Origin of the sequence: Leifsonia sp. ZF2019 (assembly GCF_019924635.1) — a bacterium.
GTDB lineage: Bacteria > Actinomycetota > Actinomycetes > Actinomycetales > Microbacteriaceae > Leifsonia.
Genome location: NZ_CP065037.1, coordinates 3,711,105 through 3,724,954, shown reverse-complemented (window position 1 = coordinate 3,724,954; position 13,850 = coordinate 3,711,105). Strand labels below are relative to the sequence as shown.

Below are 13,850 nucleotides of genomic sequence, written 5' to 3'. Positions count from 1 at the left end.
CCGGGGTTGACACGCGATTGGTTCGCCGCATACTATTCCACACGGAATAATCAAGACGGAATAATTGATCTCGGAACGCTCCCCATGACACCCAGTCCCTCCCTCACCCCGCTCGCCGTGGCGGCGCTCGCGCTGCTCGCCGAAGGTCCCACGCATCCGTACGAGATGTATCAGACCCTCGTGCTGCGGTCGGAGGACCGGCTCGTCAAGGTGCGCCCGGGGTCGCTCTACCACACGGTCGACCGCCTGGCCCGGCAGGGGTATGTGCGGGCGACCGGCACCGAGCGCGAGGGCAACCGGCCCGAGCGCACCACCTACGAGATCACGGAGCAGGGGACGCGGGCTCTCACGGAACGGATCGCCGACATCGTCGGCACGCCCGTCAACGAGTATCCCGAGTTCCCCGTCGGGCTGGGGGAGTCGCACAACCTCCCCGTCGAGTCCGTCATCGCGCTGCTGCGGCAGCGCGTCTCCCTGATCAGGGCAGACATCGAGACGCTCGACGATGCGAAACGCTCCGTCACGGCCAAGGGCCTGCCTGCCCGGTACTGGATGGACGTGCGCTACCAGCGCGCGATGGCGGAGGCCGACGCGGCCACGCTCGAGGCCCTCATCGACGACCTCGTCTCGGGAGAGATCTCCTGGGACGACGAGAAGAAGCAGTGAGAAAGAGACCCATGGAACGCGAACTCAAGCCCTGGCCGGCCCTCTGGGCACTGGTCGTCGGGTTCTTCATGATCCTCATCGACACCACCATCGTGTCGGTCGCGAACCCTTCGATCATGAAGGGGCTCGACCTCGGCACCGACTACAACGCGGTCATCTGGGTGACCAGTGCGTACCTCCTCGCGTACGCGGTCCCCCTCCTGATCACCGGCCGCCTCGGCGACCGCTTCGGACCGAAGAACATCTACCTCATCGGCCTCGTGATCTTCACACTGGCCTCCGCCTGGTGCGGCTTCGCGGGGGACATGCCCGGAGGCGGCATCGGGATGCTGATCACGGCCCGTGTCGTCCAGGGCCTCGGTGCGGCGCTGATGACACCGCAGACGATGGCCGTCATCACCCGGATCTTCCCGCCGGACCGCCGAGGCGCGGCCATGGGCCTCTGGGGAGCCGTCGCCGGCGTCGCCACGCTCATCGGCCCGCTGCTCGGAGGCATCCTGGTCGATACCCTCGGCTGGGAGTGGATCTTCTTCATCAACGTCCCCGTCGGCGTCGTCGCGTTCATCCTCGCGATGCGCCTGGTGCCCGCCCTTCCGACGCACTCGCACAGCTTCGACATCCTCGGTGTGATCCTCTCGGCTATCGGCATGTTCCTCCTCGTCTTCGGCATCCAGGAGGGCGGCACCTACGACTGGGGTGTCATCTGGGGTCCCATCAGCGTGTGGGGGCTGATCATCGCGGGCATCGTCGTCCTGATCGCGTTCGTGATCTGGCAGGCGATGAACAAGAAGGAGCCGCTGCTGCCGCTCCCGCTGTTCCGCGACCGCAACTTCTCGCTGTCGAACGGCGCGATCACGACCGTCGGGTTCGCCGTCACCTGCATGGCGCTGCCCCTGGTGTTCTACTTCCAGACCGTCCGTGGCCTCACTCCGACCGAGTCGGCTCTGATGCTCGCGCCGACTGCCGTCTTCTCCGGCGTGCTGGCGCCACTCATGGGCCGCCTGATCGACAAGATCAACCCGAAGTTCATCGCGGCCCCTGGCCTGCTGCTCTTCTCGATCGCCCTGTTCCTCTACTCGCGGATGCTCTCGCCGGACGTCACGATCTGGTGGCTGCTCATCCCGAGCGCCCTCATGGGCATCGCGATGTCGGGGGTCTGGGGACCGATCTCGGCGACGGCCACGCGCAACCTCCCGCTGAACCAGGCGGGCGCGGGATCCGGCGTCTTCAACACCACCCGCCAGATCGGCGCCGTGCTGGGCAGCGCCTCCATCGCCGCACTGATCGAGAGCCGTCTGGCGGTCGATCTGCCGAAGGTCCCCGGAGGTGCGAACGTCAGCGAAGCGAGCGCCGGCACCGAACTGCCGCAGTTCCTCCACGCCGGATTCACGCAGGCGATGGCGGAGGCCCTGCTGCTGCCGTCGGCGGTCGCCCTCCTCGGCGCGCTGATCGTGATCTGGTGGGCCAAGCCGAAGCCGCCCGCGTGGGGGCCTGGAGCTGCCGCCGCGGCCGGTCCCGGGGCTGCAGCGGGAGCCGCGGCGGGTGCTCCAGCGGGCGCTCCCGCCGAGGTCGGCGGGCACGGTTCGCATGCCGCGCCGGTCCCCGTCGACGCGGTGGCGCATGGATCGCACGCCGCCGACGTGCCTCCCGCGACCGACCTGGCCGAGGGGGAGGAGCCGCCGCACGGCCTCCACTCCGCCCCGGTCGCGGACTGACCGGCCGACCGGCGCCCGACGTCACGAAGCCCTCCTGCCGTTCGGCGGGAGGGCTTCGTCGTGCTCGGAAGTCGGAAGAGGGGAAGGAGCCGGGCGCGCTCAGGCGCCGGTCAGCCGCTCCAGCAGCTCGCGGTAGCGCGCGGTCGTGCGCTCGACGATCTCGGCGGGCAGCTCGGGAGGGGTGCCGGACTTGTCCCAGTGCGCCGCGAGCCAGTCGCGGACGATCTGCTTGTCGAAGCTCGCCATGCGCTCCTCGGCGGTCGCCGCCGTCGCGTAGACCCGCGCGTCCCAGTACCGGCTCGAGTCGCTCGTCAGCACCTCGTCCGCGAGGGTGATCTCGCCGGTGGTGCGGTCGGCGCCGAACTCGAACTTGGTGTCCGCGATGATGACGCCGCGCTGCTCGGCGATGGCGGAGGCGCGCGCGTAGACCTCGAGGGAGAGCCGGCGCAGCTCCTCGGCGACCTCGGGGCCGACGAGCTCGACGGTGCGCTCGAAGCTGATGTTCTCGTCGTGCTCTCCGAGCGGTGCCTTCCACGCGGGAGTGTAGAGCGGTTCCGGAAGCCGGTCGCCGTTGCTCAGGCCCTCGGGCAGCGGGATGCCGCACACGCTCCGGCTGGCCTGGTACTCGGCCCACCCGCTGCCCGTCAGGTACCCGCGCACGACGCACTCGACGGGGAACATGTCGAGCGGCTTCACCAGCATGGCGCGGCCGGAGACCTCGGCGGGGATGCGCTCGACGACCCGGTCATCCGCCCCCTCCCGGCGCAGCTCGTGATCGGGCACCAGGTGGTTCGGAACGTCGCTCAGCTGGTCGAACCACCACAGGCTGAGCGCGGTCAGCAACTCGCCCTTGCCCGGGATGCCCGGGGACAGGACGTGGTCGAACGCGCTCACCCGATCGCTGGCGACGACGAGCATCGCATCCGCGTCGTCGAGCCCGGAGGCGCCGTCCGGCACATAGAGGTCACGCACCTTGCCCGAATAGCTGTGGACCCATCCCGCCAGTTCGCTCACCCGTCCATCGTAGGGGCGTTCGTCGGGTGCACGCGCCTCCGCCGGCCGAGCAGCGTCGCCGTCGCGATGCGCACGTTCACATCCCTAGACTGAACCGGTCGGAGGCGGCGCGGGACCGCGCGTGCCACGGTGCGAAGGAGGACCACGTGGGCGAATGGAACTGGGCCGGCAACTACGAGTACGGGGCGAGCCGCATCGCCGCTCCGGCGACCGTGGCGGAGCTGCGGGAGCTGATCGCCAGCGCCCGCACCGTGCGGGCGCTGGGGAGCCGGCACTCGTTCAACGATCTCGCCGACACCGGTGACCTCCTCGTGAGCACTGCGGCGCTCCCGGCGATGATCCGGATCGACGCGGAGGCGCGCACGGCCACCGTCGGCGGCGGGGTGCGCTACGGCGACCTCGCGCGGGAGCTGGAGGCCGCCGGCTGGGCACTGCACAACCTCGCGTCGCTCCCTCACATCTCCGTCGCGGGCGCGATCGCGACCTCCACCCACGGGTCGGGCGACCGCAACGGCACGCTCGCGACGGCGGTCGCCGGGCTGAGCATCCTCACCGCCGACGGGGACGTCGTCGACCTGCGCCGCGGGGACGAGGGCTTCGACGGCGCCGTGGTCTCGCTCGGGGCGCTCGGCGTCGTGCTGGAGGTGACCCTCGACATCCGGCCGACTTACACCGTGCGGCAGAGACTGTTCGGCGGGGTGCCGTGGGAGGCGGTCCTCGACCGGTTCGACGAGGTGACGTCGGCGGCCTACAGCGTCTCCCTCTTCACCACGTGGGACGAGCCCACGGTGAGCCTGGGCTGGATCAAGGAGCTCGCCGACGCTCCCTCCGCCGTCGGCGACGACTTCTTCGGCGCACCCGCCCTCACCGAGGCCCGGCACATGATCGCGACCATGGACGTGCGCAACACCACCGAGCAGCTCGGAGTCGCGGGCCCGTGGAGCGAGCGGCTCGCACACTTCCGGTTCGAGTTCACGCCGTCGAACGGCGCGGAGATCCAGTCGGAGTACCTCGTGCCGCGCGCGAACGCCGTCGCCGCGATCGGCGCCGTGCGCTCCCTCGGCGCGCTGATCGCTCCGGTGCTGCAGATCAGCGAGATCCGCACCGCGGCGGCCGACGACCTCTGGCTGTCGAGCGCTTACGGCACCGACGTGGTCGGTCTCCACTTCACCTGGCTGCGCGACCAGGAGGGGGTGGAGGCGGTGCTCCCCGCGCTCGAGGACGCCCTCCTCCCGCTCGGCGCGCGCCCGCACTGGGGCAAGCTCTACCTCGACCCGGCCGGCCTCGTCCCGCACCTGTACCCGCGCCTCGACGACTTCCGCGCCCTCGCCGAGCGCTTCGACCCCGCGGGCCGCTTCCGCAACCCGTTCCTCACCCGCCTCCTCGGCTGAGCCGCCGAAGCGGCCCGAAATGGGGTCGAATCCGCCCAGACGCCTGACTATCGGCCGCCTCGGTGGCCTCGAGGCCGCGGGTCAGGAGACGCGGGCGGCGATGTCCGTGCGGTGCTGGGAACCGGGGAGGTGGATGCGGTCGACGGCGGCGTAGGCGCGTTCGCGCGCCTCGGCGAAGGTCGTGCCGCGGGCGACCACCGAGAGCACCCGGCCGCCGGTCGCGATCAGCGCACCCGACGCGTCGCGTGCGGTCGCCGCGTGGGCGATCGTCACCTCGGGGACCTCGGCTGCCGCCTCCAGTCCGGTGATAGGGCGGCCGGTCAGCGGCGCCTCCGGGTACCCCTCGCTCGCGACCACCACGGTGACCGCCGTGTCGAGCGCGAACTCCGGCCGCGGCATCCCGGCCAGCGCTCCGGTCGCCGCCGCGAACAGCAGCGACGACAGCGGCGTGACCAGCCGAGGGAGGACGACCTGCGTCTCCGGGTCGCCGAAGCGCGCGTTGAACTCGATCACGCGGATGCCGCGCTCCGTCACGATCAGTCCGCAGTAAAGGAGCCCGATGAACGGCGTCTGCTCGACGGCCAGCCGGCGCACGGTCGGCAGCGCGACGGTGTCGATGACCTCGTCGACGAAGGTCTCCGGGAGCCAAGGGAGCGGCGAGTAGGCGCCCATCCCCCCGGTGTTGGGTCCGGCGTCGCCGTCGAGGAGGCGCTTGTAGTCCTGGGCCGGGCTGAGCGGGAGCACGGTGTGGCCGTCGCTGACGAGGAAGAGCGAGACCTCCTGGCCGTCGAGGAACTCCTCGATCAGGACCCCGCCCTGCGTCAGGTAGTGCTCGGCGTGCGCGAGCGCGGCGGCGCGGTCCTCGGTGACGAGCACGCCCTTGCCAGCGGCCAGCCCGTCGGCCTTGATGACGTACGGGGCACCGAGATCGTCGAGCGCGGATTCGACGTCGGCGAGGGTGGCCGCGCGCACGGCGCGGCCGGTCGGCACCCCGGCGGCCTCCATGACGCGCTTCGCGAAGGTCTTCGACCCCTCCAGCTGCGCCGCCGCCTTGCCCGGACCGAAGACCGGGATGCCGCGGGTGCGCAGCGGGTCGGCCACCCCGGCGACCAGCGGGGCCTCGGGACCGATCACCACGAGCTCGATGCCGTTCTCGATCGCGTACTCCGCCACCGCCGCGCCGTCGAGCATGTCGAGGCCGGTCTCGACCGGCACATCCGCGGCGATGCCGGCGTTGCCGGGGGCGGCGACGATGTGGTGGCCCGCCTCCTCCGCGAGGAGCGCGGTGATGATGGCGTGCTCGCGGGCACCGGAACCGAGGACGAGAATCTTCACGCGACCATGCTAGAGGGCCGGGAGGGGCGTTACGGCCCGGCCGTGCTCCGGAGTCGCTTCCGCCGGCTCCCGGATGTGCACGGTGGGAGGATGGGGTCATGGCCCGAGCGAAGATCCCCGACTCCGAGGGCGGTCCCGCCGTGCGCGCCGCGCTCACCGAGGGCGCCGACCGCAACACCACCGCGACCGCCGTGCGCTACCTTCTCCAGCTGCTGGCCGAGCGCGCCCCGGGCAACACCGTCGAGGTGCGCGTCCCGCCCTTCGGCGCGACCCAGTGCATCCCGGGCCCGCGGCATACGCGCGGCACCCCGCCCAACGTGATCGAGACCGACCCGCGCACGTGGCTCGCCCTCGCCTCCGGTGCGCTGAGCTGGGACGATGGCCTCGCCTCCGGAGCCGTGCACGCCTCCGGCCAGCGCGCCTCCCTCGAGGGCCTGCTCCCGCTCCGGTACTGACCGCGTCCCGCATCCCTGCGCCGACGACGCGCGTTCGCCCAGGCGGGGTAGGGGAGAATGGGGGGATGAGCGTTGATCCGGAGGAGCAGGCGTCCGTCACCGAGGCGGAGGTGCGGGTGCACCGTTCGCCGCGGTACTTCCGCTTCATGCTCACCGGCGCCGTGCTCTTCGCGATCGTCGCCCTCGTCCTCACATTCTCGTTCCCCGAGAACCCGACCTACGACCGCGGGAGCGTCTTCGGCTTCCTGCTGGCGATCGGCGTGGCCGTCGGCGTCGCGGTCGGCAGCGTCGTCGCGCTGATCGTCGACCGCTCCACCTCCCGGCGCGCGCGCAGCGTCCAGGCGGATAGAATCGACGTGCACATCCCCGTGGAGGAGCCCGAGGACGCCGAGCCCGGCGAGACCCCGCGCACCGGTGTCGAGCCCGACGGTGAACGCCCCGCCTCCCACCCCGAGAGCTGAACACACGACACACCTCGAGAAAGGGGTCCGCTGTGGCCGGAGGCGACGGTCTTCTCAGTCATGATCTGCTGCCCGGTGAGAAGGGCCCGCAGGACGCGTGCGGCGTCTTCGGCGTCTGGGCCCCCGGCGAGGAGGTCGCCAAGCTCAGCTACTTCGGCCTCTATGCGCTGCAGCACCGCGGGCAGGAGTCGGCGGGCATCGCGACGAGCGACGGCGACAAGATCCTCATCTACAAAGACATGGGCCTGGTCTCCCAGGTGTTCAACGAGAACGCGCTGAACTCGCTCCCCGGTCACATCGCCGTCGGTCACACGCGCTACTCCACGACCGGAGCCTCCAGCTGGCAGAACGCGCAGCCGACGCTCGGCCGCACGACCAGCGGCACTGTCGCGCTCGGCCACAACGGCAATCTGACCAACACCGCCGAGCTGATGCAGCTCGTCCACGAGCGCTACCCCGAGCTCGACGGCGAGCTCACCCGCGGCAACACGACCGACACGGCCGTCGTGACCGCACTGCTCACGGGCGACCTCGACCACACGCTCGAGGCCACTGCCCTGGAGGTGCTCCCGCGTCTGCGGGGTGCCTTCTGCCTCGTCTTCATGGACGAGCACACGCTCTACGCCGCCCGCGACCCGCAGGGCGTGCGCCCGCTGGTGCTCGGCCGCCTCGACCGCGGCTGGGTCGTCGCCTCCGAGACCGCAGCCCTCGACATCGTCGGCGCCAGTTTCGTGCGCGAGGTGGAGCCCGGCGAGCTCGTCGTGATCGACGAGAACGGCCTGCGCACCGCGCGGTTCGCTGCCGAGAAGCGCGCCGGCTGCGTCTTCGAGTACGTCTACCTGGCCCGTCCCGACACCACGATCGCCGGTCGCGGCGTCTACGAGGCCCGGGTCGAGATGGGGCGCCAGCTCGCCCGGGAGCACGAGGTCGAGGCCGACCTCGTCATCCCGACCCCCGAGTCCGGCACGCCGGCGGCGATCGGCTACGCGCAGGCGTCCGGCATCCCGTTCGGGCAGGGCCTGGTCAAGAACTCCTACGTCGGCCGCACCTTCATCCAGCCCTCGCAGACCATCCGCCAGCGCGGCATCAAGCTCAAGCTGAATCCGCTCAAGGAGGTCATCAAGGGCAAGCGCCTCGTGGTGGTCGACGACTCGATCGTGCGCGGCAACACGCAGCGCGCGCTCGTCTCGATGCTGCGGGAGGCCGGCGCGGCCGAGGTGCACGTGCGCATCTCCAGCCCGCCCATCACCTGGCCGTGCTTCTACGGCATCGATTTCGCCTCCCGTGCCGAGCTCATCGCCACCGGCCTCGGCGTCGAGGAGGTGCGCCAGTCCATCGGCGCCGACAGCCTCGGCTACCTGTCGGAGGACGGCATGATCGACGCGACCGAGCAGCCGCGCGAGCGCCTCTGCACCGCCTGCTTCACCGGCCAGTACCCGATCGAGCTCCCGGACGCGCACCACCTCGGCAAGAACCTCCTCGAGCGCACCGAGCAGGCAGCGCCCGCCGTCGCGATCGCCGAGACCGACACCGGCGCGGACGCCGCATCGGACGGCTGCGAGCCCGGCCCGGACTCCGAGTACGAGCGCCTGCTCTCGTTCGGTGATCCGGGGCGCCAGGAGTAGCGCACCCGGGCGACCGGGGTGACCGGGGAGCCGCCGCACCCCGGGTACGATTGGCGGGTGACCGACTCCACCGCATCCTCGTCCTCCTCCTACGCCGCCGCCGGCGTCGACACGGCCGCCGGGGACCGCGCGGTCGAGCTCATGAAGACCGCCGTCGCGCGCACGCACGGTCCCGAGGTCTTCGGGGGAGTGGGCGGTTTCGCCGGGCTCTTCGACGTGTCGTTCCTGAAGGACTTCCGCCGTCCGCTGCTGGCGACCTCCACCGACGGCGTCGGCACCAAGGTCGCGATCGCCCAGGCGATCGACAAGCACGACACCATCGGGCAGGACCTCGTCGGCATGGTCGTCGACGACATCGTCGTGGTCGGTGCGCGCCCGCTGTTCATGACCGACTACATCGCGTGCGGCACGGTCGTGCCCGAGCGCATCGCCGCGATCGTCGCCGGCATCGCCGGGGCGTGCGAGGCGACCGGCACGGCGCTGGTGGGCGGCGAGACCGCCGAGCACCCGGGCCTGCTCGGCCCCGACGACTACGACGTGGCCGGAGCCGCCGTCGGCGCGGTGGAGGCCGACGAGCTGCTCGGAGCCGATCGCGTGCGCGACGGCGATGTCGTGCTCGCGCTGGAATCGTCGGGACTGCACTCCAACGGGTACTCGCTGGTGCGGCACATCCTCGCGCAGCGGAACATCGGCTTCACCGACCACTCGGAGGACTTCGGCGGCTCGGTGGGCGAGGCGCTCCTCGAGCCGACGCGCCTCTACACCTCGCCGCTGCTGCGCGTGCTCCAGGAGCCGTCGCTCCGCGGGGCCGTGCACGCGCTGAGCCATGTCACGGGCGGCGGCATCGCCGCCAATCTGGCTCGCGTGCTGCCCGTCGGCTCGTGGGTCGAGGTGGATCGTTCGACGTGGTCGCCGAGCCCGGTGTTCCGCATCCTGAGCGACCTCGCCGGAAGCACGCTCGAGTCGTCCGAGGGCACCTGGAACCTCGGCATCGGGATGTTCGCGGTCGTGGCGTCGGAGGCCGCCGACGCGGTCGCTGCGGCGCTCGCCGCCGACGGGATCCCGACCTGGCGTGCGGGCACGGTCTCGACCTCCGCCCGGGACCTCGCCGGGTTCGAGCAGGGAACGAAGGGCGTCGACGGCGGCGCGGTCCGTCTGGTCGGCTCGTACGCGGGATGACCCCCCGCCCGCCCGGGAGGCGGGCCTTCCGCCGTGCCCGGCGTGCCCTGTTCTGGTCGGAGCGGCGCTCACGGGCCAGCGGATAGAGTGGCCGGGTGACCCGCTCGTCTGCCCACCTTCGCGTGGCGTGCGGAATCGGGGTCGCCGTGCTGGCCCTCCTGCTCGGCGCGGCCCCTGCCGCTCTCGCGGAGCCCGCTGCGAGTGCGCCCGCCGCAGACGGAGCGATCGTTCCTGTCGTCGACTGCGTGCAGGATGCGCCCCTCGGCGCGGTCGTGTCCCGCACGGTCGTCCTGGGCTACCGGTCCACGGCCGATCGGCCTGTCACCATCCCCGCCGGCGGCGGCCAGAACGATCTGACCTCCGGCGCCCCCGATCGCGGGCAGCCGAGCACGTTCCTTCCCGGTGAGCACCACGGCGTCGCCCTCCTCACGATCGACGCGCAGTCCGAGCCGACGGTCGGCTGGCGGGTGCGCGATGCCGTCGCCCCCATCGATCCCGCGGCCCCGGCCTGCACGGCCGCGACCGCCGTCACGCTGAGCGCGCCCGCCACCGCGGAGCCGGGCCGGGCCGTCGTCGTCACGGCGGCCGTCACGCGCTTGCTGCTCGGACCGGTCGGCGGCGGCGCGGTCGCCTTCTCCCTCGACGACGGGGACGAGACCGTCGTCCCCGTCGCGGGAGGATCGGCGCGCGCGACGCTGGTGGCTCCCTCTGCGGGCGCGCACACGCTCACCGCCCGCTACGTGCCCGCGGAGGGATCCGCGCTCCGCCCGTCGTCCGCCTCGACCGCGCTCGCCAGCGCGAGCGCGGTCGGCCCGTTGACGGTCGCCGCGAACAGCGTCGTCGCGGGCAGCGCCTCCGCGATCGTCGTGGTGTCCCGGGGCTCCGCCGCAGGCGAAGCCACTGTCGACTACACGACGGCCGACGGCACCGCCCGCGCCGGCCTCGACTACGCCGCCGCCTCCGGCACCGTCGTCCTGGCGGACGGCATGCGCGAGGCGACGGTGCGCATCCCGCTCCCGGCGCGTGTCGCCGGGGCGCCCGCGGTGTCGTTCTTCGTCCTTCTGCAGCGGGCCTCCACGACTGTCTCCACCGCCTCCGCCGTGGTGCTGCTCCCCGCGGTCCCGGCCGCGCCGGCGCTCGCCGTGGCCGATCAGCCCGGCGGCTCTTCCGGCGCGTCCGGCGCGCGTCCGGCCACCGGCGACCGCGGCGGCCCCGCCTCCGCCCTTCCCCTGGCGGACCCCACCGCCCGAGTCGACGGCGGTGCCGGCCAGGATCTCCTGCTCCTCATCGTCGGCGCCCTGCTCACGGCCGGAGGTATCGTCGGGGTCGTCAGCGTCATCCGCGGGATGACGATGGAGCGGGCGCGGGCCTCGTGACGCTCGGCCGCTGACCTCCGCGGCGGGAGCCCGCTCGTGCCTTCAACCTCGACGCCGGCCGGAGTACCGTGCAGTCAACCGTCCGAGAGGGGCCGTGCGTGATCTTCCACTTCGCTGAGACGGCACGGGTCGTCGCGGCGCACGTCGCCGAGGGGCGCAGCGTTCGGTTGGTCGGGAGTGCGGGGTCGGGGCGGTCGACCACGGTGCGTCAGATCGGACGGTTGCTGGAAGAACGTGGATTCGAGGTGCTGCGGACGCCGGAGACGGCACGGCCGCTGCAGCTTCCGGGGTTCGCGGTGGCGTCGATGCAGCTGGGGGCGAAGGAGGAGCGGCGTACCCCGGTGGACGCGGCCCTCGCGATGCAGCGGACTCTGCTGGAGACGCCGGGAGCCGTGTTGCTCATCGACGATGCGGACCTGATCGACGCCGTCTCGATGGAGGTGCTCGATTCGGTCAGTCCTCCGCTCGTGAGCGTCCGGGTGCTGCGCGTGAGCGCGGGGCGCAGCGAGCCGGTGTGGCCGGAGGTGACGGTCGCCATGCCCGAGCTCGGGTTCGAGGGGGTCGCCGAACTGCTGCGCGACCGACTGCCGGGTGCCGACCCGTCGACCGCGGTCACCGCGCGCATCCTCTCCACCTCGGGCGGCAACCCGGAGCTCGTGGTCGCCATCGCGGAGTCGGCGCTGCAGTCCGGCCTCCTCCGCCAGGAGGCGGGCTTGTGGCGGATGGCGGAACGGTCGCTCTGGAACGAGCAACTCATCCCTCTCCTCCGCTGGCGCATCCGCGACCTCTCCCCGGAGGCCGTGAGAGCGCTGCGACACGTCGCGCTGAACGGTCCCGTTCCTTTCGGAGGCGGCGCGTTCGACGGAGACGACGAGACCGTGGGGCTCCTTCTCGCCGCAGGCTTCGTCCGCATCGTGGACGTGGTCCCGTCCGAACGATTTCTCGACGTCTGGCCGCCTCTCATCGGCGACCTCTTCGCGCAGGATCCGGTGCGCGTCCTGATCGGCGACGACGCGGACGGGTTCCCGCGCTCGCGTCGACCACCGACGGCATCCGTGGTGACGGGGGCCTTCCACGTCGCGGCGGACACCGAGGCCGACGAGCGGTTCCGGCAGTGGCAGCGCACCCCGACGACGGCGGTCGCGAGCGCGTACGTCTTCCACGCGCCGGGCACCCTCGTCGACGGAGACCGCGTTGACGAGGTCTTCGCCCGCACGTCGCACGCCGCCGCGACACGCGACGAGCTGTTCCGGTTCACGTTCGAGCGGGCCGCGTGGCTCGCCTTCGACCGCGGCGACCTCGATGCCGGTCTCACTGTTCTGGCGCAACTGGTCGCGTCCAACCGCCTGGAGCGGGCGCGCGCCCGGTCCGCCGCTCTTCTCCTGCAGGCATTCCTCGAGGCGGTGCCGGCGGGATTCGCAGCCGAGCTGGAAGAACTGGGGAGCGAGGATACGAGCGGGTTCGCGCGTCAGGTTCTGGCCACGCTCTTCCTCTTCAGCGGAGAGGTGGGCCGCGCCAAGGCCGAACTGGCGCCCGTCCTGGCGAAGACCCGGGGTATCGCGCCGACGAGCCTCGCGTCGCTGGTCAACGCGTACGCGGGCGATCTGCGCGGGGCGTACACGGACGCGCTCGCGCAGCGGGACGCGGCGGCCCAGGAGCGCGACCGCACCGAGTTCGTCTCCGCCTCCTACATCGCCGTGCTGACCGCAACGCTCGAGGGGCGCATCCCGGATGCGTCCGAGCTGATCAGGTCGACGCTCGGTCTCGCGCCGGTGACGATGTTCGCCCGCCCGATGTTCGGCGGCATCCTCAACATCGCGTCGGCGATGGCACGCGTGGATCGGCCCGGGTCCGCCGCGTCGCGGATCCTCGCGCGGGACGTGTCGACCTACGCCTCCTTCGCCGGCCCCGTGTACGCGACCGGGAACGACCTCACGCCTCCGGAGACGATGAGAGCCGACGAACGGCGCGGATTCGAACGTCTGCTCGCCGGCGGCGTCCGTCTGCGCCGATCGCGCGGGTACCTCCTCTCCGCGTGGACGACTGCGGTCTCGGCGGCCACCTTCGACACGGGCGACGAGATCGTCGACCAGCTCGAGGAGCTGGCGGCGGCGGCCACGCCACCACTGTTCGTGAACAGTGCACGGGCCGCCTCCGCGGTGCGGGCCCATCGGGTGGGCGAGCTGAGAGCGATGGTCGACGGCGGGGCGGTCGGACAGGATGTGCAGCTCGTCGCGCAGATCCTGCGAGCAGGTCAGCGGCGCGCCGACGCCGAGGGCCATCGGGAGGTCGCCGCGGAGCTCGAGCCGCTCTGCAGAGGGCTGGAGGCGCGCGCCGCGAGCCCTCTGCATCCGCTCACCGCGACCCTCGATGCGGACGAGCCGTTGAGTGCGCGCGAGCGGGAGGTCGCCCTCCTGGCCGGCGGGATGACGAACGCCCAGATCGCGCTGCGCCTGAGCATCAGCGTCCGCACCGTCGAGCACCACATCTCGAACGGCCTCCGCAAGACGGGGCGGCAGACCCGCGCGGAGCTGGCCGCGGCGGCGTCCGAGGGCGACTGACCGGGCGGCGCGTGCCGTGACATTCGTCACGTCGAGCTCCTGACACCCGCTCTGCACACCGCGACCCGCTCG

Annotated in this window: 11 protein-coding genes; 9 read left to right on the top strand and 2 right to left on the bottom strand. The window is 72.1% G+C overall.

All coding sequences use genetic code 11. The features are described from left to right. Positions 1–84 precede the first annotated feature (84 nt). Positions 85–666, top strand: coding sequence for a PadR family transcriptional regulator (locus IT072_RS18225; RefSeq protein ID WP_223358248.1), 582 nt, complete (start codon positions 85–87; stop codon positions 664–666). 11 nt (positions 667–677) lie between these two features. Then, complete coding sequence (locus tag IT072_RS18220) at positions 678–2,381, top strand: DHA2 family efflux MFS transporter permease subunit (protein ID WP_223358247.1); 1,704 nt, start codon at positions 678–680, stop codon at positions 2,379–2,381. 99 nt (positions 2,382–2,480) lie between these two features. Here IT072_RS18220 and IT072_RS18215 read toward each other — a convergent pair whose 3' ends face one another. Further along, positions 2,481–3,395, bottom strand: a complete 915-nt coding sequence (locus tag IT072_RS18215; protein WP_223358246.1) for a phosphoribosylaminoimidazolesuccinocarboxamide synthase — start codon at positions 3,393–3,395, stop codon at positions 2,481–2,483. Between the two features lie 146 nt (positions 3,396–3,541). On the opposite strand from IT072_RS18215, the gene IT072_RS18210 reads away from it, so the two are divergent. Continuing rightward, positions 3,542–4,786 (top strand): FAD-binding protein, encoded by a 1,245-nt coding sequence (locus IT072_RS18210; RefSeq protein WP_223358245.1) that lies wholly within the window; start codon positions 3,542–3,544, stop codon positions 4,784–4,786. Positions 4,787–4,867: 81 nt separating this feature from the next. Here IT072_RS18210 and purD read toward each other — a convergent pair whose 3' ends face one another. After that, positions 4,868–6,121: a phosphoribosylamine--glycine ligase gene (gene purD / locus IT072_RS18205; protein WP_223358244.1), complete on the bottom strand. Its 1,254-nt coding sequence runs from the start codon at positions 6,119–6,121 to the stop codon at positions 4,868–4,870. A gap of 98 nt (positions 6,122–6,219) precedes the next feature. Here purD and IT072_RS18200 point away from each other — a divergent pair, with 98 nt between their 5' ends. The 6 genes from IT072_RS18200 (at position 6,220) to IT072_RS18175 (ending at position 13,778) form a co-directional block, all read left to right on the top strand. Further along, complete coding sequence (locus IT072_RS18200) at positions 6,220–6,576, top strand: sterol carrier family protein (RefSeq protein WP_223358243.1); 357 nt, start codon at positions 6,220–6,222, stop codon at positions 6,574–6,576. A 65-nt stretch (positions 6,577–6,641) separates the two neighbouring features. Beyond that, complete coding sequence (locus IT072_RS18195) at positions 6,642–7,037, top strand: hypothetical protein (RefSeq protein WP_223358242.1); 396 nt, start codon at positions 6,642–6,644, stop codon at positions 7,035–7,037. A 32-nt stretch (positions 7,038–7,069) separates the two neighbouring features. Further along, entirely contained in the window at positions 7,070–8,662 is a 1,593-nt protein-coding gene (gene purF, locus IT072_RS18190; protein ID WP_223358241.1) for an amidophosphoribosyltransferase, read from the top strand. A 57-nt stretch (positions 8,663–8,719) separates the two neighbouring features. Then, complete coding sequence (purM, locus tag IT072_RS18185; protein ID WP_223358240.1) at positions 8,720–9,841, top strand: phosphoribosylformylglycinamidine cyclo-ligase; 1,122 nt, start codon at positions 8,720–8,722, stop codon at positions 9,839–9,841. A 95-nt stretch (positions 9,842–9,936) separates the two neighbouring features. Then, on the top strand, positions 9,937–11,217 hold the full coding sequence (locus IT072_RS18180; protein WP_223358239.1) for a Calx-beta domain-containing protein: 1,281 nt from the start codon (positions 9,937–9,939) through the stop codon (positions 11,215–11,217). A 98-nt stretch (positions 11,218–11,315) separates the two neighbouring features. Then, positions 11,316–13,778, top strand: a complete 2,463-nt coding sequence (locus IT072_RS18175) for a helix-turn-helix transcriptional regulator (protein ID WP_223358238.1) — start codon at positions 11,316–11,318, stop codon at positions 13,776–13,778. Positions 13,779–13,850 lie beyond the last annotated feature (72 nt).

What these genes read in the sequence shown, in the direction of transcription:
- IT072_RS18225 (WP_223358248.1), top strand. Translation starts at nt 85, where the DNA reads ATGACACCCAGTCCCTCCCTCACCCCGCTCGCCGTGGCGGCGCTCGCG.
- IT072_RS18220 (WP_223358247.1), top strand. Translation starts at nt 678, where the DNA reads ATGGAACGCGAACTCAAGCCCTGGCCGGCCCTCTGGGCACTGGTCGTC.
- IT072_RS18195 (WP_223358242.1), top strand. Translation starts at nt 6,642, where the DNA reads ATGAGCGTTGATCCGGAGGAGCAGGCGTCCGTCACCGAGGCGGAGGTG.
- IT072_RS18200 (WP_223358243.1), top strand. Translation starts at nt 6,220, where the DNA reads ATGGCCCGAGCGAAGATCCCCGACTCCGAGGGCGGTCCCGCCGTGCGC.